Raw genomic sequence first — 24149 nt, forward strand, 5'->3', positions numbered from 1 at the left:
GGGATTTTTTGTTATTTTTAATTTATGAAAAACCTAAGCACACTTTTAATCATCCTAATATCTTTTACTTCTTTATCACAAGAACTTACAGGAAACCAGTTGCTAGAAAAAGCAATAGAATTTCATGATCCAAATAGAAACTGGAAAACTTTTAAAGGAGAACTTTTTGTAACTATGGAAACACCAAAAAGAACTCCCAGAAAAAGTAAAATCAATATTAATTTACCAGAAGAATATTTTTCTGTTATTGCTAAAAGAGATACAATTATTACTGAATTTATAGTTGATAAAAATAAAATAAGCTTTTCATTAATTGGTCATAAAAATCCTTCTTTAGAATTGAAAGAGAAGTATAGTTTAAATTCTGAAAGGGCAAATTTGTACAAAAATTATTACACGTATTTATATGGTTTACCAATGAAATTAAAAGATGAAGGCACAATTATTCATCAAAAAGTAGAAAAAAAGAACTTTAAAGGAAAAGAATATTTGGTCTTAAAAGTTAGCTATTCTAAAGAAGTTGGTAAAGATACTTGGTACTTTTATTTCGGCCAAAAAACATATGCAATGGAAGTGTATCAGTTTTTCAAGAAAACAAAAGATAGTGGAGAATATATTTTACTTTCAGATATAGAAACCATTAATGATATAAAATTCCCTAAAAATAGAGCTTGGTATTACAATAAGGATAATGGTTATCTAGGAACCGATTTTTTATCTAAAAAGGAGTAATAAAACTCGTCTTTACGAGGAAGAATGACGAAATAATCTGTTGATAAAAAAAATACTGTATTTCATTCACATTCACATAAATTAAAAAATGCCAACCATAAAAAACATATTTAAAAAGATTTTAGTTTGGAGATACAAGCATATTTCTGAACGTCAGTTTTTATATGTTTTAAGTGTTTTAGTTGGTCTTTTAGCAGGTTTAGGAACAGCTGTATTAAAGAATATGACGTTCTTTTTTCAAAACATTTTAGAAGGGAAGTTTATTGCAGATATCCATCATTCATTATATTTTATATTTCCAATTATTGGGTTGATTTTGGTGTATTATATCAAGAAAAAAATCATCAAAAAAGAAATAGGTCACGGAATTTCTACAACATTGCATGCGGTATCTAAACGTAACGGAATGATAGAAAAATATAAGATTTACGCTTCTTTAATTACAGCACCAATTACAGTAGGTTTTGGAGGTTCGGCTGGGTTGCAAGGGCCTGCGGTAAGTACTGGAGCTGCATTAGGATCATATGTTTCGCAAATGTTTCATATGAATGCGAAAACAAGAATGATGCTAATTGGTTGTGCAACAGCTGGCGCAATGTCTTCTATGTTTAAAGCACCAGTTGCAGCAATTATTTTTGCGGTAGAAATTTTTAGTTTAGACTTAGCTTTTGCATCATTAATACCTTTATTATTAGCATCAGTTTCTGCAGTTTTAACCTCCTATTTTTTCTTTGAAAAAGATGCCTTATTAGGTTTTAAATTGGTAGATGCTTTTCAAATAAAAGATATTTTTTATTATATTTTATTGGGTTTAGGAACTGGTGTTGCCTCTGTTTATTTTTCAAAAATTTATTTTAGAATCACTAATTTTTTTAAGCGGATAAAAAAACCAATTCATAAATTAATTTTTGGAGGAATTGCAATTGGATTAATGTTATTTATTATTCCGCCTTTATATGGTGAGGGTTATGGTTTGATTAATAACTTGCTAAAAGGTAATGCTTTAGAGGCTTTAAAAGGGATGCCTTATGATGTGGATTTTTCAAATGTTTGGATTGTAATTTCATTTTTATTATTAATTACAATTTTTAAAGCAATTGCCATGACAACTACTTTTGCTGCTGGTGGAGTTGGTGGTATTTTTATACCTACTTTGGTAATGGGAAGCGCCTTAGGTAATGTTTTTGCAAAAATTATTAACGAATTAGGAGGTAATGTTTCTGAATCTAATTTTACTTTAATTGGCATGACTGGTTTAATGGCTGGAGTTTTACACGCTCCTTTAACCGCCATTTTTTTAATTGCAGAAATTACAGGTGGTTACGATTTGTTTGTACCTTTAATGTTAGTAGCCGCCATAAGTTTTGCATTTACAAAATACTTTATTTCTAATTCAATTTACACAGTAGAACTGGCTAAAAAAGGCGAACTCATTACGCACAACAAAGATAAAAATGTAATGATGATGATGAAGATTGATAAACTTATTGAAAAGAATTTTAAAGTAGTTTATCCGGATATGCTATTAGGAGAAATGCTTAAAAAAGCAGTTTCAAATTCTACCAGAAATATTTTTCCGGTAATTAATAAAGAGCAACAATTTTTAGGAATTGTATTGTTAGATGATATTAGGCCTATTATGTTTGATAGAGAATTATACGAAAGTGTAACTGTAGATACTTTTATGAAAAGTGCGCCAGAAATTATTTTTTATAATGATTCTGTAGAGCAAGTTATGGAAAAATTTAAAAAAAGTGAAGCTTGGAATTTGCCAGTTTTAAACAACGAAAAATATGTTGGTTTTATTTCAAAATCTAAATTATTAACTGCCTACAGAAATAAATTAATTGAGGTTACAAATTAAAAATTAACTCCAAGGATCTTCATTTTTTTCTAACTGTTTTTGACTTTTCATAATTTTTTTCGATTTTAACTCGTTTTCGCCAATTAATAAAGAAGTATAGATTATAAAAGGAATTTTAGCACTTTCATCTTTTAAAAGCAAAAATTTTATTGTGCTTTCAAAATCCTTTTCAGTAAAAGATTCATCAAATTCAGCAATTTTTTTATTGTTTTTATAAATTGATTTTTTCTTTTTAAAGTGAATTTTTATTTCATAAATATCATTATCAATTACTAACTTAAAAATTGTATTTCTTCTGTTTTGTGATATTAATATAGATTTTTTAACTCCTTTTTCTTGTATATAATACACCATTCTCCATTTCCAAAATTCAAACTTTTTTGTAATTAAACAGCAGTTTTCTTTACTTGAATCTTGAACTTCTGCACATGTTTTTCCAAACTCCATAAACCAATAAGAGCTGTAAATGGTTTCTTTTTTATCTGGCTCAAAAACAAAAAGTTCGTTATTTTGTTGTTGTATTCTATATATTTTTTTTGTCATTATTTTTTATTTAAAAAGGAAACAATCTTATCTGGAAAATCAGTAAAAGCACCATCAACATTTGCTTCAATTAAAAGTGTTTGCATCATTTCTTCAAAGGTAGTAAACTCATCTAAAGCATCAGCTCTAAAAGTGTAAGGATGTACTTTTAAGTTTAATTGATGAGCATCTGTAACTAAAGATGTAAAGGTAAATTTATCAGCACTTTTTTTACCTAAAATTTGTTTGTACCAAGGCCCAATTCCATCTGCATAAGTTGCAAAATGGTTTAGTTGTTTTGTTTCTTCTGGAAATTCTATTAACTGAACCAAAAATAATTCAGATTTTAAATCAACTCTAATTCGTTCTAATTCTTTAGCATCAAAACATTGTAAAATACAATTGTCTTTTTTGGTTTTATAACCATAATTAGCAAGAATTTTTAAAACAATTTCAGTTAATTTTTTTCCTTCTTTTTTATGAAATTTGGGTTCTTTAATTTCTGGATAAATACCAATGTTTTTTCCTGTTGAAAAGTTTAAACCTTGTATCAATTGGAGTTCTTCTTGTAAAGAATGGAGTTTAAAATTTCCTTTATTTTTAGGAAAACGATTTTTATAAACTTGTTTGCCAGTTTTTGGGTTAAAACGTTCAGTAATATTTAACGTTTTTAATTCATCAAAAGTAAAATCGATAACATAAAATCGGTTGTCTTTTCTTTTTCTTAAAGGATATTTTTGGGCAACATCAGTTACATCATCCAAATAAATATCATGAATTACAATAGGAATATCATCTTTACTTAATACCAAATCTTGCTCAATAAAATCAACATTCATAGCGTGCGCCATTGCTTTTGCTGCAAGAGTATGCTCTGGCAAATATCCAGAAGCACCCCTGTGTGCAATTACTATTTTTTGCTTCATAGTTTGATTTTTATATTAATTGTTTACATCGTTTAGTATAAGAAACGTAGGGCAGGTGATAAGCACTATTGTTTCAGTTTATTGCTTAGCTAAATATAAATATTTTGCTTTTATCTTTTCTTCTATAAATACCATATTTTATATTTAGCGGACTTAATAAATATGCGCAGAACTTTCGGTTTAGCACAAATTCCCTATGTTTTTTATACATTGTTGGCAAACGTTTTGTCACATAAGCTTACTCTCTTAACACTTATTTTTATTGAGGTCTTTGTTACAAAGTCACATAACCATCACATAAGTTTTATGCCCAAAAAGGTATGTATTTAGAATGCTTTTTAGATTTATTTTCTGGGTCGTAATCTTTAATTTGACCTGATTTTATAGCCTCAGATATTATTCTTGAAGCCATTGAATAATTTTTTTCTTCAATTCCAAACCTTTCTCTTAATGTATGATTGGTCATATGTTCACCCGAAACATATTTCAAACAAGAATGTAGATAACAAGCTCTAATTTTATCTTCTTTGTCCATTTGCCTTAATGTCTTATGGGCATAAATAATTACACGTGTATAATTATCTCCTTCTATAAATTTAGGTGCGGGTAATTGATAGTATTCACATTCAAAAATTACTTTATCTATACCGCTACCTCGTTCTTCGCAGATATTCACTCTTCTCATAAAATGTGCTAATTTTTCATTCCGAGATTGTGGATTATGGTCAATAAACCTCATTGTGCTTATTAAAGGTTTTCCTGGATTTGTTATTTCTACTCTATCTTCAAAAATTTCTATCATTGGAGCAGTACCTTTTTCATTAAAATCTTGATGAATGATAGCATTTGCAACTAACTCTCGTATAGCTAACTCAGGATACATTTTAACTTCTTTTCTGAAAACTTTCCCTATTTCTTCATTGGAAGGTAACTGGTCGTTAATATAATTAACTAAACCCTTAAAACCTGAAGCATATCCTTTCTGTCCAAGTTGTTCTTTCTTTGTACGTAGTTTATTTTTACCTTGATAAATAATAACTCTAATAGCTTTTCTTTCAAGATTCTCAAATTCATCTAATTTTCTTGCAAAAAGTATTGCACATAAATTAGTGATATTATAATTATTTCCTTCTTTAGTAATTAACCTTTCTTGTTGAAGTTTTTCAAATATAGCGTCTCGGTTTTCAGGAAGAGGAGAGTTTGTTAATTCAAAATATGAAGGATAATCTATTAGTTTCAGGACTTCGTCAGGTTTTAAATTATAAACGGCAACTTCTTTTTCAAAACTTTCCTTGGGACTTTTAGTCCAAATAGACCTTTCTTTCTCAGGATAATCATCTAATTTTTTCTTTGAAGAACCAATTCTAATGTATGGAGTTCCTTTAAACTTGACAGGAGTATTTTGTGTAGCTTTAATTTTTACGATAACTACATTTTGACCGTCAACTTCAAATTCGTGAAAATTGAAATTTATTCTTGGTTCTAATAAACGTGCGAGCCAAGGTATTAAGTCTTCATTTCCTTTTGCTTTTTGATTTGAAGAAAAAGTAGTTCCTGTTATCCTATGGGTTTTATCATCAATTCCGAATACGATATATCCAAATTCTTTATCGTGTACACAAGCTGAATTTGATAAAGCTGAAATATATTCACCTATTTCTGCCCCGTTACTCACCTTAAATTCAACCCATTCCGTTTCATTCACCAAAGAACGGAGTTCACTTAACAGTATTTTTAATTCATTTTCACTCATAATCACATAAATAATAATTTAAAAACTACTGTATTACAGTTGTTTAAGTGTTTGTTTGTTCTTTTAGTCACATAACAGTCACATAAAACAAATGTAGTAAAATTATTTAATTATGAAATTGATTTTTAATGTTTGCCATCTATTTACTATAGAATTAAAAGAATGATTTTCTTTATGCTCTAAGAATATAACTTTTGTAAATTTACAACATGAAATTAGCGTTAAAAATAATGTTTGTCATCTTTATTATTTGGATGATTATTGGAGCTTATCTTGTAAATACTGAACACGAAAAAGCTGAAGTTGTAATGGGTTTAGGTATTTTATATTTGTCTTTTTTATTTATGCCTTTGTTTATTTATTATAGATATAGAGATGGCAAATACAAGAAATATATTATTAATGATGAAAAATTAAAGAACGCTTTTAAAGATGTAGGAAAGTAATTGTTACTTCTTTTTTAAAAAAGCATAAACAGGAAAATGATCCGAAAAACCACCTTGATACCAAGGCCCAATATAAGTTCTAAAAGGGCTTCCTTTTAATTTTCCTTTAAATATTTTTAACCATTTTTTATTAAAAACTTCAGCGTGTTTAAAATATAATTTTCCTTCGGCTTTTTCTTTAAAATTATTGCTAAAAATTATTTGATCAAATAAATTCCACTTTTTATTATAGGTAGTAGTTCCAGATTTTTCTGGGTCATGTAAACTTTTCAGTGGATTAAAAAAGTCGTCTTTTACCAAAAAATCATTTACACTTTTACTACTTGGATCATCGTTAAAATCGCCCATTATAATAATTTTTGGATCCATTTCAGAAGCTCTAATTTCAGCAATTATATTTCTTACAACTTCAGCAGCAGCAATTCTTTTATGCTCGGTTTTATCTGCTCCTTCTCTTCTAGAAGACCAATGGTTTACTAAAATATGTACCAGTTCTCCATGTAAATTTCCGCTAACTTTTAAAATATCTCTGGTGTAATCTCTATCACCTTCATCATCTTTTAAAAAAACAGGATAAGTTTTTGAAGCTAAGAATTCAAAAGCAATTTTACTGTATAAAAGAGCTACATCAATTCCGCGTTCATCAGGAGAATCATGATGTACAAAACCATAATGATGTTTTCTTAAATAAGTAGAGTTTGCTAAATCGGAAACAACTTTTGCATTTTCAACTTCCACTAAGCCAACAATAGCAGGTAAATTTTTAGAACGATTTAATCCTAATTGAGAAATTACTGAACCTAATTTTTTTATTTTTATTTTATAACGTTTATAGGTCCATTTTTTTTTTCCACCTGGTGTAAAATCATCATCATGAGTTGTAGGGTCATCAACTGTATCAAACAGATTTTCAACATTATAAAAAGCAATAGTTGTAATGTTTTCTTTTTGTTTTAAAGATGAAATTGATGGAAACATAAATGTTATTTTAATTGTAAAAATAAGTAAAATAATACCACTATTTAATAACTTAAAATATATGTTTTATTAACTTTAAAACATCTTTTTTAAATTACTTGTATGCTAGTTTTGTAATAACAAAAAAATAAATTATCTATTAAAAAGAAAACTATAAGATTATAAACGTGTAAAATTTGAATTAATTAAAACCTCAATTTCTATTGAGGTTTTTTCTATTTATAAAACAAGATTTGTTTGTACTTTTGCGTTGTATGATAGATCAAAAAGAAGCCATTTCAGAAAAAGCCGTTTTAATTGGTGTTGTAACTCAGCAGCAAGATGAATCTCAATCTCAAGAATATTTAGATGAATTAGAGTTTTTAACAACCACAGCGGGTGGAGTTGCTGTAAAACGTTTTGTTCAAAAGATGGAAAAACCACATCCTAAAACTTTTTTAGGAACAGGTAAATTAGAAGAAGTTAGAGATTATATTGTGTCTAATCATATAGGTACTGCTATTTTTGATGATGAATTATCACCAGGTCAATTAAGAAATGTTGAGAAAATTTTAGATTGCAAAATTTTAGATAGAACCAATTTAATACTTGATATTTTTGCGCAAAGAGCACAAACAAATTCTGCTAAAACTCAGGTAGAATTGGCACAATGCCAATATCTTTTACCACGTTTAACTCGTCTTTGGACTCACCTTGATAAACAAAAAGGTGGTATTGGAATGCGTGGACCCGGAGAAACTGAAATTGAAACAGATAGACGTATAATTAATGATAAAATTGTAGTTCTTAAAAAGAAATTAAAAACCATTGATAAACAAATGGCAACTCAGCGTAAAAACCGTGGAAAAATGGTGAGAGTTGCCTTGGTAGGTTACACAAACGTTGGTAAATCTACATTAATGAACGTTATAAGTAAGAGTGATGTTTTTGCTGAAAATAAACTTTTTGCAACTTTAGATACTACTGTTAGAAAAGTTGTCATTAAAAACATACCTTTTTTAATGACAGATACTGTTGGGTTTATTAGAAAATTACCTACACAATTAGTAGAATCGTTTAAATCTACTTTAGATGAAGTTAGAGAAGCAGATTTGTTACTGCATGTAGTAGATATTTCTCATCCAAATTTTGAAGATCATATAGCCTCTGTAAACACTATTTTAGATGATATAAAATGTGCAGATAAACCAACTGTTATGGTTTTTAATAAGATTGATGCTTACAAGCACGAAACTATTGATGAAGACGATTTAGTGACTGAAAAAGGTAAAGAACATTATACTTTACAAGATTGGCAAAAAACCTGGATGAATGATTATGATGTAGAATCTATTTTTATTTCTGCATTAAATAAAGATAATTTAGAAGATTTTAAAGAGAAAGCTTATGAAGAAGTAAAGAAAATTCATATTCAACGTTTTCCTTATAATGACTTTTTGTATTATGAATATAAGGAGGAATAAATATAATAGTTCTCTTGTTTATTTTAATCTAGAAGGTTTTAAATTAAAAGAAGGAAGAATTAATTAAGGGGTGTTTTTTTATATATTTTAACCCTCTTTTTTATCCTCAATAATTCCCATTCTTTTAGCTCTGTTTTCCCAAGATTTTCTTGCTAATTGTTGCAGATCTGCTACAGAATCAGATTCGTCCATAATTTCTAAACCTAATAAAGTTTCAATTACATCTTCTTGAGAAACAATTCCGCTAACAGAACCATATTCATCAACAACTAAAGCAATATGTTCTTTTTCTTTAATTAGTTTATCAAATAAATCAGGAATGGATAAATCTCTATTTGTAATTAAAATATTACGTTTTATAGAAGCTAATGTTTCATCACCTTTACCATTTATTATAGCTTCTAATAAATTATCTTTTAGAAAATAACCCGTAATTTCATCAGGATTTTCTTTAAAAACCGGAATTCTAGAAAAACGTAAGTTTTTATGTTCTTTATAAAAAGCGTCAATAGTTTGGTTTTCATCTGCAATTTCTAAAACCGTTCTGGGTGTCATTACTGCATTTACTTTTATCTCTTTAAAACTTAATAAATTTTTTATTACTTTACTTTCATTTTCTTGAAAAACACCTTCTTTTTCGGCCATGTCTGCCATTACTAAAAAGCCTTCTCTACTTAAAACTGAGCCATGACCCTTACCGCCAATTAATTTTGTTGTTAATTGTAATAACCATAAAATACCGGTCCATTTTAATGGAAAAATCATCATTTTTAATGCTTTAGAAGTAAAGTTAGCTAATTGTTTCCAATAGGTTGCACCAATTGTTTTAGGAATAATTTCTGACGCTACTAATATTAAAATAGTCATTATTGTAGAAACAATTCCAACCATAAAATCTTCAGTAATCTGCAATCCGAAAATAGTTTTTACTTCTGCACCATAAATTTCTGCATAAGCAACTTTTGCTTGTACACCTACTAAAATGGCACCAACAGTGTGTGCAATTGTATTAATGGTTAAAATAGCAATTAATGGTTTGTCAACATCTTTTTTTAAGATTTCTAATTCAGTTGCAAAAGCTTCACCTTCACTTTTTTTAAGATTGATAAAGGTTGGTGTAATACTTAATAAAACGGCTTCTAAAATAGAGCACAAAAAAGAAAAGAAAATAGATACTGTAGCGAAAATTATTAATAATGTCATTAATAGAAATTTAGATTACAAAAATAAGGAAAATAAAAAACCTCAAGAATTTCTTGAGGCTTTTTAAATTTTATTTATTAACTATTTAGAAAGCATAACTTAAACCAAATAAATAATAAGATTGTAATTTGTTATCTGCATCAGCTAAATCAACACCCTGATAATTAGCAGCTTCTTGTTGGTTTCCTCTTAAACCTAATTCAAAACCTAAACCAATTCCTTTCCAAATTGTATATCCAAAAGAGTTAGTCCAACTCCAGTTAGATAAATCTCCATCTTTATAACTTTGAAATATAGATAAATTAGACTTTACACTTAAACCACCATATTTATTAGTATAATCGGCAACAATTTTTGCACCTAAAGAAGATTCAAAGCTAGTGTCTCCACTACTAAAAACAAAGTTGTAGTTTCCTGGATGCATCACAACAACTAAGTTGCTTGTTGGTGTCCAAGTTAAACCAGCACCAAAATCTAAATAACCAGGGTCATTAAAATTATCTATAATAGTTGTTCTGTATTCTCCTAAAGCAGATAACGCCCATTTTTTATTTAGTCTTTTACCATATAAAGATGAAATTGTAAAAACATCTGTAGCTGCATCAAAACCTTCATCACCAGAAACACCTTGTTGGTCTAATTTTACCCAACCTAAATTTATTGTTGCAGAATTTCTCCAGAAAAAATCTTCTTCAATTAAGTTTGCAAATCCGTTTACAGTAATACCTATATTTCCTGCCTCAGCTGTAGGGTAGGTTCTAGAAAACCAATTTTTAAAACCAGAAAGGCTAGCACCAATTGTACCAAAAGCACCTTTTTTCCAACCAGGAAGCGCATCTATTTTGCCTTGTATTGCGTTTGCTTTTGCTTGTAATTTAGATATTGAATCTTTTTTTGAAGCTAAATCAGCTTTTAATTCATCAGCAGTTTGTGCATTTACGGTTAAACCTAAAAATGCGAATACCAATACTAATAATACTTTTTTCATTTTTTTTATTTTTTAAACTTTTTAAGGGTGCAAAAATACACTTTTCTCATTAGACAATATTATAATTAATAAGTCACTTTTTCATGAAAACTATAATTAACACCTAAACCAAAAAGTTGCCTAAATTGAACTTTACTTGAAGAGTTATCATCTATAATAGTATGAAAAGTCATTTGCATTTTAATATGTTTATTTACCTTAAAACGGATGTTTGTTTGATAATCAATATCAAAATTTCCAATATTTGCTAGGTAATCTGTATAAATTGTTAAAACATTTTCCATTTCAATATTTTCCATCAAATTAAACTTAAAATACCCGGCTAGATTAAATCCTAAACTAAACGCTGTGTTTTTTCCTTCATCAACACCAAACTGCCCAGAAAAAGTATTATTTACAAAAGTATATCTAGCAGTAGCAGGAGCAATATTTAGGTTTAAATTATCAGATTTTTTCCATAACATACCAGGCCCAAAACTTAAATATGCAGGGGCAAAAAAAGTTGAAACTTCTACCTTTGGTTCTACTTTATAATTATATCCAGTTGTATATTGAGTTTTAAAGTTGGATATAAATGAGAAAAACCAATAACCTTTAGATTTTAAACCTAAAATAGAGTTTATTTCAAAACGGTCATCAGTTTTTCTAAACCCTTTATCGCTTAAATGACTTAAACCATAACCTGTTATTAATCTTGTATCCCAGTTAATACTTTTCTTTTTGTAATTAAAATCGTAGTTAACATTTAAATTTCCAGCAATAGTATTTTCTCCACCAGAGACCCAATTAGTAAATGAAGATTGATTAAATGTAAAAGCAAACCTGCCATGAATTTTCCATTTAGGTTCAGGTTTTTCTTCTTTTTTTTGACCAAAAAAAGTTGTTGAAAAAAGTATACTTAATATAAAAATTATTCTTCCCACAAGGTCCAAACTTACAAAATCAGATTGTAAAAAAAACTTATAGAAATGTTAATTATGTTTTTGATTTATATAAAGGTACAGTGGAACAGGCTTCTCCAAACAAAATACTTTTTGCAATGGGTTGTAATTTTTCTATTAAAAAAGCAAAAGCAGAATTTGGTATTGGTTTTTCTGCACAACCTTTTATAATTACAGGTTTATCAGCAAAGTCTTTAAAATCTAGAAAACCAATTAATTCTTGATAAATAACAGTTTCTAACAATTCTAAATTACCAATAACAACTTTATTAGCAAATGGTGTAATTTCTGATGCTATTAACATAAAAGCCCATGAAGGAATAATAGCGTCTACTGAGCAATAAATAGCTACAAATGATTTTTTATACTGAGACCAATCGTGGTTTTTTACGTGTTCTCTAAAATCTTTTTCTTTTAAAATGATTTCTTCAAATAACCAATCTTTAATATCAAATTGTATTCTTTTTCCTTCAGGATAAATTTCTTCAAGATCAAAAGTTTTTAATTTGCTATTGGCAACTCTATTTATAATTTCTTTAGCCATTTTATAACATTCCAAGTTCTAATTTAGCTTCATCACTCATCATTTCTTGAGTCCAAGTTGGATCAAAAGTAATTTCAACCTCGCAATTATTTAATTCTTTTAAAGATTTTACTTTTTCTTCAATTTCTACAGGTAAACTTTCTGCAACTGGGCAATTTGGAGATGTTAAAGTCATTAATATTTTTGCATTGTTATCTTCAGAAACAAAAACATCATAAATTAAACCTAATTCGTAAATATCTACAGGGATTTCTGGATCATAAATAGTTTTTAAAACATTTATAATTTTATCTCCAATTTCTTCTAATTCTTTATCTGTCATTTCTTAATTTCTTAAAATTTTACAATCTTGCTTGTTGGGCAATTGCATACATTTTTATTTGTTTTATCATAGAAACTAAACCATTTGCTCTTGTTGGAGAAAGGTGTTCTTTTAGTCCAATTAGATCAATAAAATCAGTTTTAGCTGCTAAAATATCTTCAGGCTTTTGTTCAGAAAAAACTCTTAATAATAAAGCTACAATTCCTTTTGTTAAAATAGCATCGCTATCTGCGGTAAATTTAATAGTATCGTTTTCTAATTCTGAGTATAACCAAACTTTTGATTGGCAGCCTTTAATTAAATTTTCATCTAATTTATATTGATCGTTAATTATTGGTAAAGATTTGCCAAGTTCTATAATATATTCATAACGTTCCATCCAATCATCAAACATAGAAAACTCATCAATAATTTCTTCTTGTATTTCTTTGATAGTCATTTTTAAAACTTATTTTTGCTCTTTCAAATTGTTTTGTACAATTATTGTGCAAAATTACTGATTAAAATTAAGAAATGAGCAAATTATTAGCAGTTGGTACTGTAGCATTTGATGCAATTGAAACACCTTTTGGTAAAACGGATAAAATTCTTGGAGGTTCAGGAACTTTTGTTGGTTTAGCAGCAAGTCAATTTGGTGTAAAAACAGGTGTGGTTTCTGTTGTTGGTGGAGATTTTCCGGAATCGTATTTAAATATGATGAATTCTAAAGGAATTAATACTGATGGAATTGAAATTGTAAAAGAAGGAAAAACATTTTTCTGGAGTGGAAAATATCATAATGATATGAATTCTAGAGACACCTTAATTACTGAATTAAATGTTTTAGAGAATTTTGCACCGGTTGTTCCTAATGATTTTAAAGACTCAGATATTGTAATGTTGGGTAATTTACACCCTTTAACACAAGCTTCAGTTTTAGATCAAATGACAAAAAAACCAAAATTAGTAGTTTTAGATACTATGAATTTTTGGATGGATATTGCTTTGGCAGATTTACATACTGTTTTAAAAAGAGTAGATGTAATTACTATTAATGATGAAGAAGCTCGTCAACTATCAGGAGAATATTCTTTGGTAAATGCCGCAAAGAAAATTCACTCAATGGGGCCTAAATATGTAGTAATTAAAAAAGGAGAACATGGAGCATTGTTATTTAATGATGGTAAAATGTTTTATGCACCAGCATTACCTTTGGCAGAAGTTTTTGATCCAACAGGAGCAGGAGACACATTTGCAGGTGGTTTTTGTGGATATTTAACAAAAACAAAAGATATCTCTTTTGAAAACATGAAAAATGCCATTATATATGGATCAAATTTAGCTTCCTTTTGTGTAGAAAAGTTTGGTACAGAACGAATGCAAGAGTTAACAACAGATGAAGTGAAAACACGCTTGCAAGCTTTTAAAGAATTAACACAGTTTGATATAGAATTATCATAAATGAAAATCCGCGTCTACAAACGCGGATTTTTTTATACATAAAACACAACAAAACACACAATTAAATGAGTGACGCAATTAAACACGAATGCGGTATTGCATTAGTTAGATTAAAAAAACCTTTGCAGTTTTATAAAGATAAATACGGTTCTGCTTTTTACGGAATTAACAAAATGTATTTATTAATGGAAAAGCAACATAATCGTGGTCAAGATGGGGCTGGTTTTGCAAGTGTAAAGTTTAACGTTGAGCCTGGTACTAGGTATGTTAGTAGGGTTCGATCAAATAAATCACAGCCAATACAAGATATTTTTGCTACAATTAATGGACGTTTAAATGGTGTTTTAGAAGAAAACCCTGATAAAAAAGACGATATTGCTTGGCAAGAACAAAACATGCCATATATTGGAAATTTATTTTTAGGTCATGTGCGTTATGGTACATTTGGTAAAAATAGTATAGAAAGTGTACATCCTTTTTTACGCCAAAGTAACTGGAAACACCAAAACTTAATTGTAGCGGGTAATTTTAATATGACTAATTCTAAACAGTTATTAGAAGAGTTAGTAGAATTAGGACAGCATCCAAAAGAATTTACAGATACTGTAACTGTAATGGAAAAAATTGGTCATTTTTTAGAAGATGAAGTGTCTGATTTATATTTAAGAGCCAAAGAAAAAGGATTTAATAAAAGAAATGCATCGCCTTTTATTGAAGAAAACCTTGATTTACAAAATGTATTAAAAAGATCTGCTAAAAACTGGGATGGTGGTTATGCCATGGCAGGTTTAGTGGGTCATGGAGACGCTTTTGTTTTACGAGATCCAAACGGAATTAGACCTACTTATTTTTACGAAGATGATGAAGTTGTTGTAGTGGCTTCAGAAAGACCAGTTATTCAAACTGTTTTTAATGTTACAATTGATAAAGTTAAAGAATTAGAAAGAGGACATGCGTTAATCATTAAAAAAAGTGGAGTTACTTCAATTAAAAAAGTATTAGAACCAAAAGAAAAAAAATCTTGTTCTTTTGAACGCATTTATTTTTCTAGAGGTAGTGATGCATCCATATATAAAGAAAGAAAAGATTTAGGGAAATTGGTGTTTCCACAGATTTTAAAATCGATAAATTCTGATATTTCAAACTCTGTTTTTTCTTATATTCCTAATACTGCAGAAACGTCGTTTTATGGAATGACAGAAGCCGCTGAAGATTTATTAAATCAACAAAAAACAGCTAAAATTTTAGAAGGAGGTAAAAATTTATCTTCAGAAAAAGTAACAGAAATTTTATCAGAAAGACCACGTTTTGAAAAAATTGCCATAAAAGATGCAAAATTAAGAACGTTTATTGCTGATGATAGCTCAAGAGATGATTTAGTAGAACACGTTTACGATATTACTTATGGTGTTGTAAAACCTACAGATAATTTGGTAATTATTGATGATAGTATAGTACGTGGCACAACGTTAAAGAAAAGTATTATTAAAATTTTAGACCGTTTAAAGCCTAAAAAAATAGTTGTGGTTTCTTCTGCGCCACAAATTAGATATCCTGATTGTTATGGAATAGATATGGCAAAAATTGATGCTTTTATTGCTTTTAAGGCTGCTATAGCATTGCTAAAGGAAACTAATAAAGCTCATATTATTGAAGAGGTTTATAAAAAATCTAAAGATCAGCAATCAAATAAAGATGAGGATATTGTAAATTTTGTAAAAGAAATTTATGCTCCTTTTACCAATGAAGAAATTTCTGTTAAAATTGCGCAGATGTTAAAAACTGATGATATTAATGCTGAAGTGCATGTATTGTATCAAACTGTAGAGAACTTACACAAGGCTTGTCCTGATAATTTAGGTGATTGGTATTTTACTGGAGATTACCCAACACCAGGAGGACATAGGGTTGTAAATCAAGCTTTCATAAATTATTATGAAGGAAATGATAATAGAGCCTATTAATAAAGTTTAAATTTTATGTTACACTTATAAATAACAGAAAAGCATCCATTTTAATGGATGCTTTTTTTTATAATTTTAAAAAAGGAACTACTTATTTTGTAGCAGCATATCTTTTTTCAACTTCATTCCAGTTTACAACGTTAAAGAAAGCGCTAATATAATCTGGTCTTCTATTTTGGTAGTTTAAATAGTAGGCGTGTTCCCAAACATCTAAACCTAAAATTGGTGTTCCTCCACAACCATTTGGCATTAAAGGATTGTCTTGATTTGGAGTAGAACAAACAGAAACTTTACCATCTTTATCTGCACATAACCAAGCCCAACCAGAACCAAATTGAGTTGCAGCAGCTTTAGAAAAAGCTTCAATAAAAGCCTCTTTAGAACCAAAAGCAGCTTCAATAGCATCTTTTAATTCACCAGATAAATAACCTCTATCATTTGGGTTTAAAACTGACCAAAATAATGAATGATTATAAAAACCACCTCCATTATTTCTAACAGCTCCATTATTCATATCTAAATTAGTAAGAATATCTTCAATAGATTTTCCTTCTAATTCAGTTCCTGCAATTGCAGCGTTTAATTTTGTTGTATATCCATTATGATGTTTTGTATGGTGTATTTCCATAGTTCTTGCATCTATATTTGGTTCCAATGCATCATAAGCGTATCCTAATTCTGGTAATTCAAAAGCCATAATTTTTATTTTTATAAAGTTATTTGTACTAAAAATTGAGTGTAAATTTAGCAATAAAAAACAGGTTTCACAAAGAAGAAGTCTAGGTAAAACTTATATTACTATAGATGTATGTTATTTTTAATTATTAATAAATTGATGAATGTTGTTTATTGCCATTTGAGATTCTTTTAAAATACCTTTAAACCCATGCCAACCATGAGTCATTTTATCCCAAATTTCAGCTTTACCAGTATTTTTGGCTTTTTTTAATACATTAATAAGTTCAATGTTTTCATCATATAAAACATCGTAAGTACCAATTTGAACTAAAATAGGAGGTAAGTTTTCTAAATTTTGGTTCAGTAAATTGTATTTTTTTTGATCTTCTACATTTTTAAATGTAAGATCAGAAAATAGATTTTTAAACTCTCCACTTAAAAAAGAATCTTTTTTGTTGTTTCTTATTAAAGAATCTTTAGTTGAAGCTGGATCACAAACAGGAAATAAACAAACTGCTTTATTTGGAAAAGGTTTTTGTTTGTTTTTTAAATAAAGTAAAAAATTTAACGTCATATTTCCACCGGCAGAATCTCCCATAATTATGATGTTTTCAGGAAGATAACCTTCTTCTATTAAGGTAAAATAAGTGTTTTTTGCATCATCTATTTGCGCAGGAAACTTATGTTCAGGAGCTAATCTATAATCAAAAAGAATAGCTTTTGTTTTGGAGGTTTTTACAATATTTGCTACTAAAGATTTATGACTTTTACAACTACCTAAGACAAAACCACCTCCATGAAAAAATAAAATAATACGTTTTGGATTTAGTTCTTTTTGGGGAGTAATAAGTAAAGCATTAAAATTGGATAAAGTTGTTTTTTTGTAGGTTATGTTTTTAACATTAGAAAAACCAAACTTGTCCATTAATTTTCTGGATTTTTGGTAATTACCTTTTTTTGTGAGACGATAACTTTTGTTGGTAATTTTTCTAAAAAAAGCATGCAATATGAATCGTAATAATCCATTACTCTCACATTTATAATTTATTATTTCCATACATTTTTTTGTAAAAAACTATTTTCAGGAATATACAAAAAAAATAGGATAATAAATTTCTACTTTCATTTATAAAAATAACTGTTGTGTTATTTTTATAAAACAAAACTATTAAAATAATTATTCGCCAAACTTACGCATAAACTCTTCTACTTTTTCTACCATATTTTTGCTTCCGCAAATAAAAGGAACTCTTTGGTGTAGTTCGGTAGGTTCAACATCCATAGTTCTTGTTACACCATCAGATGATTTACCATTTGCTTGTTCTGCCAAAAATGCAATTGGATTACACTCATATAATAAACGTAATTTTCCATTCGGATTTCTAGAACCTTTTGGGTATAAATAAATACCTCCCTTAATCATATTTCTATGAAAATCAGAAACTAAAGAACCAATATATCTACTTGTATAAGGTCTTTCACCTTCTTCTTCCTGACAGTATTTTATATATTTTTTTATCCCTAAAGGAAAATCTTGATAATTTCCTTCATTTACAGAATAAATATTTCCGTTTTCTGGAAAAGTCATATTAGCATGTGATAAATAAAAAGTACCAATAGCAGGGTTTAAAGTAAAACCATTTACACCATCTCCGGTAGTGTAAACTAACATTGTAGATGTACCATAAACCACATAACCAGCAGCAACTTGCTCACTACCTTTTTGTAAAAAATCTTTTAATTGAACAGGAGTTCCTGTTGGTGTTACTCTTCTGTAAATAGAAAAAATTGTACCTACAGATACGTTTACATCAATGTTAGATGATCCGTCTAAAGGGTCAATTAGAACAACATATTTATTTTGATTATTTTCATCAATACTATTAATAGCTACAAAACTATCTTCTTCTTCACTTGCAATTCCACAAACAATATTTCTTCGGGTTAAGGTTTGAATAAATTTGTCATTTGCATACACATCCAGTTTTTGTTGATCTTCACCCTGAATATTTGTGTCACCTACTGCACCAATAATATCTACTAAACCAGCTTTGTTTACTTCGTGATTTACAACTTTTGCAGCTAGTCTTATAGAGTTTAATAAGCTCGATAATTCTCCTGAACTATATTTAAATGAAGTTTGATTTTCGATAATAAATTCACCTAAAGTTTGCTTTTTTAGAGTCATAGTTACTTAATGTTGTATTTTTTAACAAATATCTTATTTTTTTAACTATTTACAATCCTTATCTATCTGTTTTTTTAATAAAAAAAGCATATTTTCTTTTAGAATTTTCAAACAAATTGAAAATAACTGTGTAAAATATTCAAATATTTTTGATAGATAGCAAATAAACTATCTTTGACAAAATTTTTAGAGAATGAGTTTTATCATAAGAGAAGGGCAACAAAAAGACGCGCAAGCTGTTTTAGATTTAATTACAGAATTGGCTGTTTTTGAGAAAGAGCCTGACGCTGTAGAAATTACTGTTGAAGATTTAGTAAATGATGGTTTTTCTGACAAACCAAAATTTAAATTATTTGTTGCAGAAGAAAATTCTATAGTAATTGGAATTGCACTTTTTTACGAAAGATATTCTACATGGAAAGGAAAAACAATTCATTTAGAAGATTTAATGGTAACACAAAGTAAGCGAAAAATTGGGGCAGGAAAAGCATTATATACTGCTGTTTTAAAATACGCTTATGATCATAATTTTAATAGAGTTGCTTGGGAGGTAATTGATTGGAACACAAATGCCATTAATTTTTATAAAAGCACAGGAGCTACTTATTTAAATGACTGGTCTGTAGTACAAATGAATAAAGAAAATTTATCAAAATTTATTAAAAATAATTAATTAAAAATGAAGATTTTTAAATTTGGTGGAGCATCTGTAAAAGATGCAGAAAGTGTAAAAAATGTAGCAAACATTATAAAGCAAGAAGGGGCTAAAAACACTTTAGTTGTTATTTCTGCGATGGGAAAAATGACGAATGCTTTTGAAGATGTAATAAATTCGTATTACAATAAAGAGCAAGATTTACCTCAAAAATTAAATTTTATTGAAGAGTATCATAAAGATATTATGAATTCTCTTTTTGAGAAAGAAGATAAAATTCATCAAGATATTGATATTCTTTTTGGTGAGTTAGGCTGGTTTTTGGCAAGAAATACATCACAAAGATTTAATTATGTTTATGATCAAATAATTTGTTTTGGAGAGCTTTTATCAACCAAAATAGTAAGTGCATATTTAGAAAAACTAGGCCAAGAAAATGTATGGTTTGACGTTAGAAATTATATAAAAACAGATAGTAATTATAGAGATGCTAAAGTTGACTGGCAATTAACAGAAGATATTATTACTGCAAAAGTAGATGCTAATAAAATAAATATTACACAAGGTTTTATAGCAGCAAATGATACAGAAAACACAACCACTTTAGGTAGAGAAGGGTCTGATTATACAGCGGGTATATTTGCTTATTGTTTAAATGCTGAAAGTGTTACAATTTGGAAAGATGTAAAAGGAGTATTAAATGCAGATCCAAGAGTTTTTGATGATACTACTTTATTACAACAAATTTCTTACGAAGAAGCAATTGAAATGGCTTTTTATGGAGCTTCTGTAATTCATCCAAAAACAATACAACCTTTGCAAAAAAAGGAAATTCCATTATTGGTTCGTTCTTTTATTAATCCTAAAGAAACAGGTACAAAAATTGCAAGAGGATCTACTTTAGAGCCTTATATTCCGTGTTTTATTGTTAAGAAAAATCAGATTTTAATTTCAATTTCTGCTTTAGATTTTTCATTTATGGTTGAAAATAATATGAGTTATATTTTTCAAAAATTACATGATTATCAGTTAAAAGTAAACATGATGCAAAATTCTGCTATAAGTTTTTCTGTTTGTATTGATAATAAGTTTAATAAGTTTGATGCATTTTATAATGAACTTCAAAATCAATTTAAAATTGATGTACAGCAAGGTGTAGATTTATATACAATTCGTCATTTTGATGATAAAGCAAATGCTATTATAGAGCAAAAGGGAACCTCTCTTTTAACACAAATTAATAAAGAAACTTCACAAATTGTAGTGAAGCCTTTTTAAAAAATTAAGTGTAAGTATTTTTAGTATTTTTGCAGTTGCGTCTAATTTTTAATCATGGCATTAGTAACATCTAAAGAAATTGCTCAAGTACTTGGTTTACAAAATTTTGGTTTTTTAGGAACTTTTGTTGGTTGGGTTTTAATAAAGGTTTTACGTATTTCTGCAATTAATAGAATATACAATAAAAATAAAAATAAAAAAGAGTTAACTTTTTTAAATAGCGTTTTAAACGATTGTAATATTCAGTTTGAAATTCCAGAAGAAGACTTACAAAGAATTCCAAAAGATGGTGCTTTTATTACCATATCTAACCACCCTTTAGGCGGAATAGATGGTGTTTTATTATTAAAATTATTAATAGAAAAAAGAGCCGATTATAAAATAATTGCCAATTTTTTATTGCATAGAGTAGCTCCGTTAAAACCTTATATAATGCCAGTAAATCCTTTTGAAAACAGAAAGGATGCAAAATCTAGCGTTGCAGGTATTAAAAGTGCATTATCTCATTTAAGAGAAGGAAAACCTTTAGGTATTTTTCCTGCGGGTGAGGTATCAACCTATAAAGAAGGAAAACTAAAAGTTGATAAACCTTGGGAAGAAGGAGCCGTTAGGCTTATTAAAAAGGCGAATGTTCCAATAATACCTATCTATTTTCATGCTAAAAATAGTCGTCTTTTTTATTTTTTATCAAAAATTAGCGACACACTTAGAACCGCAAAATTACCATCAGAAGTAATTTCTCAAAAAAGAAAAGTTATAAAAGTTAGAATTGGAAAACCGATCTCTGTAAAAGACCAAAACGAGTTTACAGAAATACCTGCTTTTTATAAATTTATTAGAAAGAAAACTTATATGTTGGCAAATCCTTTTGAGAAATCGAATAAGATTTTATCAACTCAAAATATAAAAATACCTAAAAAACCAGCTAAGAAAGTTACAACTCAAAAAAATGTTGATTTATTAATTAAAGAAGTAGATGCTTTAAGAGAAAAAGATGGACGTCTTTTAGAAAGTAAAAATTATGAAGTGTTTTTTGCCAATGCAAATCAGATACCTAATTTATTACACGAAATTGGTAGGTTAAGAGAAATTACTTTTAGAGGTGTTGGTGAAGGCACAAACAAAGCTATTGATTTAGATAAATATGATACATATTATTATCATATGTTTTTATGGGACAGAAAAGAAAATTGTTTAGCTGGAGCCTATAGAATGGGACTAGGAAAAGAGATTTTTAAAAAATATGGCATCCATGGTTTTTACGTTCATACCTTGTTTAGGATTGAGCCAGAATTACATAAAATGATGGAGCACACTATAGAAATGGGACGTGCTTTTATCATTAAAGAATATCAACAAAAACCAATGCCTTTATTTTTGTTATGGAAAGGAATTGTACATGTTACTTTGCGTTATCCTGAGCATAAATATTTAATGGGAGGCGTATCTATAAGTAATCAATTTTCTGAGTTTTCAAAATCGTTGATGATTGAGTTTATGAAATCTCATTATTATGACCCATATATTGCGCAATATATTCAACCAAAAAAAGAATACAAGGTAAAGTTAAAAGACGGTGATAAAGATTTTGTGTTTGATGCTACAAAAGCAGATATGCAAAAATTTGATAAAATTATTGATGAAATAGAACCCGGTGCTTTAAGAATGCCTGTTTTGATAAAAAAATACGTAAAACAAAATGCACGTTTAGTGGCTTTTAATGTAGATCCAAAATTTAATAATGCAGTTGATGGGTTAATGTATATTAAAGTTGCAGATATACCAGAAAGTACCGTAAAACCTGTTATGGAAGAATTTCAAGCAGAGTTAGAATTGAAAGCTGCTGAGTTGAATAAGAAATAATGATACTGCCAAAACTTCCGTTTTTAAATTTGGTACACTTTTCGCTTTAAATAGTGTAAACACAATACATGAAAACATTTTTAAAAATCTTACTAACGGCTTTAGCAGTAATTGTTTTAGCTAATATTTTAACTGGGGTTGAAGTTTCTGGTTACACCTCAGCAATTATAGTTGCTATTGTTATTGCTGCCTTAAATATGATTGTAAGACCTTTATTAATCTTCTTTACATTACCCGCAACAATAGTAACTTTTGGCTTATTTATTTTTGTAATTAATGCAGTTATTATCTTATTAGCAGATAAATTGGTAGATGGTTTTGCCGTTTCCGGCTTTTGGATAGCATTATTGTTTAGCGTCCTTTTATCAATTTTTAGATCGATATTATTCTCACTTTTAAAAGATGAAAAGAAATAATTATTGATGAAAAGCAGCGCGCTTTAAACGATCATTAATAGAGTTTCCTAAACCATTTTCAGGCAATTTTTCTACAATAATTATGTCTAAATTTAAATGATCTAATTCATGTAAAGCATCATATAATTTTGATGCAGCTTCTTGTAAATTAGATATTTTTGATAAGATGATTTCTGTTGAAATACCTTCGTTTTTATAAGAAGTATTAAAAGCTAAAACGCCTATTTTTTTATGTTGATGCTTACTAATTTCATCAAGAATATTAGTTGTTAAAACCGTAAATGTTTGTGGCGAATAATGTTTTGCTAACATTCCTGGAGCATCTGGGTTTTCTTCTTTTTTGTTTTTTACAAGTACTTTACCTACCACTGCTTCTATATCTTCTACAGCTAAAGCACCTAGTCTATAAATAATAGGCTCTTCATTTTCAAAGCCAATAATTGTAGATTCTATTCCGTTTTTACAAGAACCACCATCTAAAACCATTTTAATATCATTCTTAAAATAACGCTCTACATGTTCTGGTTTTGTTGGGCTAATATTATTAAACGGATTTGCACTTGGTGCAGCTAAAGGAAATGGTAATTTACTCAATAATTCTAATGTTACTGCATGATTAGGAACTCTAACAGCAACTGTATCTTTTCCGCCAGTTATAATATCAGGAATACTTTTATCCTTTTTTAAAACCAAAGTCATTGAGCCTGGCCAAAATTTATCAGCTAAAATTTGTGCTTTTTTGGGTACTTCGGAAACAATGTTTTTTAAAATGTCTACAGAAGAAATATGTACAATTAAAGGATTAAAAAAAGGTCTTTTTTTGGTTTCAAAAATACTTTTAATCGCTTTTTCGCTAAAGATATTACCCGCTAAACCATAAACGGTTTCAGTAGGTATTGCAACCAATTCTTCATTGGTTAAAAGTGCAATTGCTTTTTGTATGTCTTTAGAAATGATACTCATAAGTTTTGAGCTGTAAAATTAC

Annotated in this window: 24 protein-coding genes; 10 read left to right on the forward strand and 14 right to left on the reverse strand. The window is 28.4% G+C overall.

All coding sequences use genetic code 11. The annotated features are described in order from the left end of the window. The first annotated feature begins 24 nt into the window (after positions 1–24). Entirely contained in the window at positions 25–732 is a 708-nt protein-coding gene (locus Q0733_RS05270; RefSeq protein WP_298779829.1) for a DUF6503 family protein, read from the forward strand. A gap of 88 nt (positions 733–820) precedes the next feature. Further along, positions 821–2596: a chloride channel protein gene (locus Q0733_RS05275; protein ID WP_298779831.1), complete on the forward strand. Its 1776-nt coding sequence runs from the start codon at positions 821–823 to the stop codon at positions 2594–2596. Between the two features lie 3 nt (positions 2597–2599). Here the strand turns inward: Q0733_RS05275 and Q0733_RS05280 are convergent, their stop codons facing one another. The 3 genes from Q0733_RS05280 to Q0733_RS05290 form a co-directional block, all read right to left on the reverse strand. Next, entirely contained in the window at positions 2600–3139 is a 540-nt protein-coding gene (locus Q0733_RS05280) for a hypothetical protein (protein WP_298779833.1), read from the reverse strand. Next, the gene (glpQ, locus tag Q0733_RS05285) at positions 3139–4044 is read right to left on the reverse strand and encodes a glycerophosphodiester phosphodiesterase (RefSeq protein WP_298779835.1); all 906 of its coding nucleotides are present in this window, start codon (positions 4042–4044) and stop codon (positions 3139–3141) included. The genes Q0733_RS05280 and glpQ overlap by 1 nt, the downstream gene beginning before the upstream one ends. 304 nt (positions 4045–4348) lie before the next feature. Beyond that, complete coding sequence (locus Q0733_RS05290) at positions 4349–5797, reverse strand: ATP-binding protein (RefSeq protein WP_298779837.1); 1449 nt, start codon at positions 5795–5797, stop codon at positions 4349–4351. 209 nt (positions 5798–6006) lie between these two features. On the opposite strand from Q0733_RS05290, the gene Q0733_RS05295 reads away from it, so the two are divergent. After that, positions 6007–6243 (forward strand): hypothetical protein, encoded by a 237-nt coding sequence (locus tag Q0733_RS05295; protein WP_298779839.1) that lies wholly within the window; start codon positions 6007–6009, stop codon positions 6241–6243. Positions 6244–6246: 3 nt separating this feature from the next. Here the strand turns inward: Q0733_RS05295 and Q0733_RS05300 are convergent, their stop codons facing one another. Continuing rightward, positions 6247–7221 (reverse strand): endonuclease, encoded by a 975-nt coding sequence (locus Q0733_RS05300; protein WP_298779840.1) that lies wholly within the window; start codon positions 7219–7221, stop codon positions 6247–6249. Positions 7222–7475: 254 nt separating this feature from the next. On the opposite strand from Q0733_RS05300, the gene hflX reads away from it, so the two are divergent. After that, positions 7476–8684 (forward strand): GTPase HflX, encoded by a 1209-nt coding sequence (gene hflX, locus Q0733_RS05305; protein WP_298779842.1) that lies wholly within the window; start codon positions 7476–7478, stop codon positions 8682–8684. Between the two features lie 87 nt (positions 8685–8771). Here hflX and Q0733_RS05310 read toward each other — a convergent pair whose 3' ends face one another. The 6 genes from Q0733_RS05310 to Q0733_RS05335 form a co-directional block, all read right to left on the reverse strand. Then, positions 8772–9887: a CNNM domain-containing protein gene (locus Q0733_RS05310; RefSeq protein WP_298779844.1), complete on the reverse strand. Its 1116-nt coding sequence runs from the start codon at positions 9885–9887 to the stop codon at positions 8772–8774. 85 nt (positions 9888–9972) lie between these two features. Further along, a complete protein-coding gene (locus Q0733_RS05315) occupies positions 9973–10875 on the reverse strand; it encodes a DUF3078 domain-containing protein (RefSeq protein WP_298779846.1) in 903 nt (300 codons plus the stop codon). A gap of 65 nt (positions 10876–10940) precedes the next feature. Continuing rightward, on the reverse strand, positions 10941–11798 hold the full coding sequence (locus tag Q0733_RS05320) for a DUF3078 domain-containing protein (protein WP_298779848.1): 858 nt from the start codon (positions 11796–11798) through the stop codon (positions 10941–10943). 52 nt (positions 11799–11850) lie between these two features. Next, positions 11851–12360, reverse strand: coding sequence for a DUF2480 family protein (locus tag Q0733_RS05325; RefSeq protein WP_298779851.1), 510 nt, complete (start codon positions 12358–12360; stop codon positions 11851–11853). Between the two features lies 1 nt (position 12361). Further along, a complete protein-coding gene (locus Q0733_RS05330; protein ID WP_298779852.1) occupies positions 12362–12682 on the reverse strand; it encodes a DUF59 domain-containing protein in 321 nt (106 codons plus the stop codon). A gap of 19 nt (positions 12683–12701) precedes the next feature. Continuing rightward, complete coding sequence (locus tag Q0733_RS05335; protein ID WP_298779854.1) at positions 12702–13121, reverse strand: SufE family protein; 420 nt, start codon at positions 13119–13121, stop codon at positions 12702–12704. A gap of 74 nt (positions 13122–13195) precedes the next feature. Between Q0733_RS05335 and Q0733_RS05340 the strand changes: the two genes are divergently transcribed. Continuing rightward, a complete protein-coding gene (locus Q0733_RS05340) occupies positions 13196–14122 on the forward strand; it encodes a PfkB family carbohydrate kinase (RefSeq protein ID WP_298779855.1) in 927 nt (308 codons plus the stop codon). Positions 14123–14187: 65 nt separating this feature from the next. Beyond that, a complete protein-coding gene (locus Q0733_RS05345; protein WP_298779856.1) occupies positions 14188–16086 on the forward strand; it encodes an amidophosphoribosyltransferase in 1899 nt (632 codons plus the stop codon). A gap of 91 nt (positions 16087–16177) precedes the next feature. Here the strand turns inward: Q0733_RS05345 and Q0733_RS05350 are convergent, their stop codons facing one another. From Q0733_RS05350 to fbp, 3 genes are all read right to left on the reverse strand, one after another. Then, the gene (locus tag Q0733_RS05350) at positions 16178–16783 is read right to left on the reverse strand and encodes a superoxide dismutase (protein ID WP_298779860.1); all 606 of its coding nucleotides are present in this window, start codon (positions 16781–16783) and stop codon (positions 16178–16180) included. Positions 16784–16903: 120 nt separating this feature from the next. Then, on the reverse strand, positions 16904–17821 hold the full coding sequence (locus Q0733_RS05355; RefSeq protein ID WP_298779862.1) for an alpha/beta hydrolase: 918 nt from the start codon (positions 17819–17821) through the stop codon (positions 16904–16906). A gap of 120 nt (positions 17822–17941) precedes the next feature. After that, complete coding sequence (fbp, locus tag Q0733_RS05360) at positions 17942–18952, reverse strand: class 1 fructose-bisphosphatase (protein WP_298779864.1); 1011 nt, start codon at positions 18950–18952, stop codon at positions 17942–17944. Positions 18953–19145: 193 nt separating this feature from the next. On the opposite strand from fbp, the gene Q0733_RS05365 reads away from it, so the two are divergent. The 4 genes from Q0733_RS05365 to Q0733_RS05380 all read left to right on the forward strand — a co-directional run bounded on the left by Q0733_RS05365 (position 19146) and on the right by Q0733_RS05380 (position 23164). Further along, positions 19146–19625 (forward strand): GNAT family N-acetyltransferase, encoded by a 480-nt coding sequence (locus Q0733_RS05365; RefSeq protein WP_298779866.1) that lies wholly within the window; start codon positions 19146–19148, stop codon positions 19623–19625. Positions 19626–19631: 6 nt separating this feature from the next. Then, positions 19632–20885 carry an aspartate kinase gene (locus Q0733_RS05370; protein WP_298779868.1) on the forward strand — a complete coding sequence of 418 codons (1254 nt, stop codon included), beginning with the start codon at positions 19632–19634 and terminating at the stop codon, positions 20883–20885. Positions 20886–20939: 54 nt separating this feature from the next. Beyond that, a complete protein-coding gene (locus Q0733_RS05375; protein WP_298779871.1) occupies positions 20940–22748 on the forward strand; it encodes a lysophospholipid acyltransferase family protein in 1809 nt (602 codons plus the stop codon). Positions 22749–22816: 68 nt separating this feature from the next. After that, positions 22817–23164 (forward strand): phage holin family protein, encoded by a 348-nt coding sequence (locus Q0733_RS05380; RefSeq protein ID WP_298779873.1) that lies wholly within the window; start codon positions 22817–22819, stop codon positions 23162–23164. On the opposite strand, the gene Q0733_RS05385 is transcribed toward Q0733_RS05380, so the two are convergent. Next, positions 23165–24127: an L-threonylcarbamoyladenylate synthase gene (locus tag Q0733_RS05385; RefSeq protein ID WP_298779875.1), complete on the reverse strand. Its 963-nt coding sequence runs from the start codon at positions 24125–24127 to the stop codon at positions 23165–23167. Between the last annotated feature and the right edge of the window lie 22 nt (positions 24128–24149).

Source organism: uncultured Polaribacter sp. (assembly GCF_947500975.1).
Lineage (GTDB): Bacteria > Bacteroidota > Bacteroidia > Flavobacteriales > Flavobacteriaceae > Polaribacter.

Excerpts from the sequence above, each read along its gene's own strand:
- Q0733_RS05270 (WP_298779829.1), top strand. The coding sequence starts at position 25 with ATGAAAAACCTAAGCACACTTTTAATCATCCTAATATCTTTTACTTCT.
- Q0733_RS05275 (WP_298779831.1), top strand. The coding sequence starts at position 821 with ATGCCAACCATAAAAAACATATTTAAAAAGATTTTAGTTTGGAGATAC.
- Q0733_RS05280 (WP_298779833.1), bottom strand. The coding sequence starts at position 3,139 with ATGACAAAAAAAATATATAGAATACAACAACAAAATAACGAACTTTTT.
- glpQ (WP_298779835.1), bottom strand. The coding sequence starts at position 4,044 with ATGAAGCAAAAAATAGTAATTGCACACAGGGGTGCTTCTGGATATTTG.
- Q0733_RS05290 (WP_298779837.1), bottom strand. The coding sequence starts at position 5,797 with ATGAGTGAAAATGAATTAAAAATACTGTTAAGTGAACTCCGTTCTTTG.
- Q0733_RS05295 (WP_298779839.1), top strand. The coding sequence starts at position 6,007 with ATGAAATTAGCGTTAAAAATAATGTTTGTCATCTTTATTATTTGGATG.
- Q0733_RS05300 (WP_298779840.1), bottom strand. The coding sequence starts at position 7,221 with ATGTTTCCATCAATTTCATCTTTAAAACAAAAAGAAAACATTACAACT.
- hflX (WP_298779842.1), top strand. The coding sequence starts at position 7,476 with ATGATAGATCAAAAAGAAGCCATTTCAGAAAAAGCCGTTTTAATTGGT.
- Q0733_RS05310 (WP_298779844.1), bottom strand. The coding sequence starts at position 9,887 with ATGACATTATTAATAATTTTCGCTACAGTATCTATTTTCTTTTCTTTT.
- Q0733_RS05315 (WP_298779846.1), bottom strand. The coding sequence starts at position 10,875 with ATGAAAAAAGTATTATTAGTATTGGTATTCGCATTTTTAGGTTTAACC.
- Q0733_RS05325 (WP_298779851.1), bottom strand. The coding sequence starts at position 12,360 with ATGGCTAAAGAAATTATAAATAGAGTTGCCAATAGCAAATTAAAAACT.
- Q0733_RS05330 (WP_298779852.1), bottom strand. The coding sequence starts at position 12,682 with ATGACAGATAAAGAATTAGAAGAAATTGGAGATAAAATTATAAATGTT.
- Q0733_RS05335 (WP_298779854.1), bottom strand. The coding sequence starts at position 13,121 with ATGACTATCAAAGAAATACAAGAAGAAATTATTGATGAGTTTTCTATG.
- Q0733_RS05340 (WP_298779855.1), top strand. The coding sequence starts at position 13,196 with ATGAGCAAATTATTAGCAGTTGGTACTGTAGCATTTGATGCAATTGAA.
- Q0733_RS05345 (WP_298779856.1), top strand. The coding sequence starts at position 14,188 with ATGAGTGACGCAATTAAACACGAATGCGGTATTGCATTAGTTAGATTA.
- Q0733_RS05350 (WP_298779860.1), bottom strand. The coding sequence starts at position 16,783 with ATGGCTTTTGAATTACCAGAATTAGGATACGCTTATGATGCATTGGAA.
- Q0733_RS05355 (WP_298779862.1), bottom strand. The coding sequence starts at position 17,821 with ATGGAAATAATAAATTATAAATGTGAGAGTAATGGATTATTACGATTC.
- fbp (WP_298779864.1), bottom strand. The coding sequence starts at position 18,952 with ATGACTCTAAAAAAGCAAACTTTAGGTGAATTTATTATCGAAAATCAA.
- Q0733_RS05365 (WP_298779866.1), top strand. The coding sequence starts at position 19,146 with ATGAGTTTTATCATAAGAGAAGGGCAACAAAAAGACGCGCAAGCTGTT.
- Q0733_RS05370 (WP_298779868.1), top strand. The coding sequence starts at position 19,632 with ATGAAGATTTTTAAATTTGGTGGAGCATCTGTAAAAGATGCAGAAAGT.
- Q0733_RS05375 (WP_298779871.1), top strand. The coding sequence starts at position 20,940 with ATGGCATTAGTAACATCTAAAGAAATTGCTCAAGTACTTGGTTTACAA.
- Q0733_RS05380 (WP_298779873.1), top strand. The coding sequence starts at position 22,817 with ATGAAAACATTTTTAAAAATCTTACTAACGGCTTTAGCAGTAATTGTT.
- Q0733_RS05385 (WP_298779875.1), bottom strand. The coding sequence starts at position 24,127 with ATGAGTATCATTTCTAAAGACATACAAAAAGCAATTGCACTTTTAACC.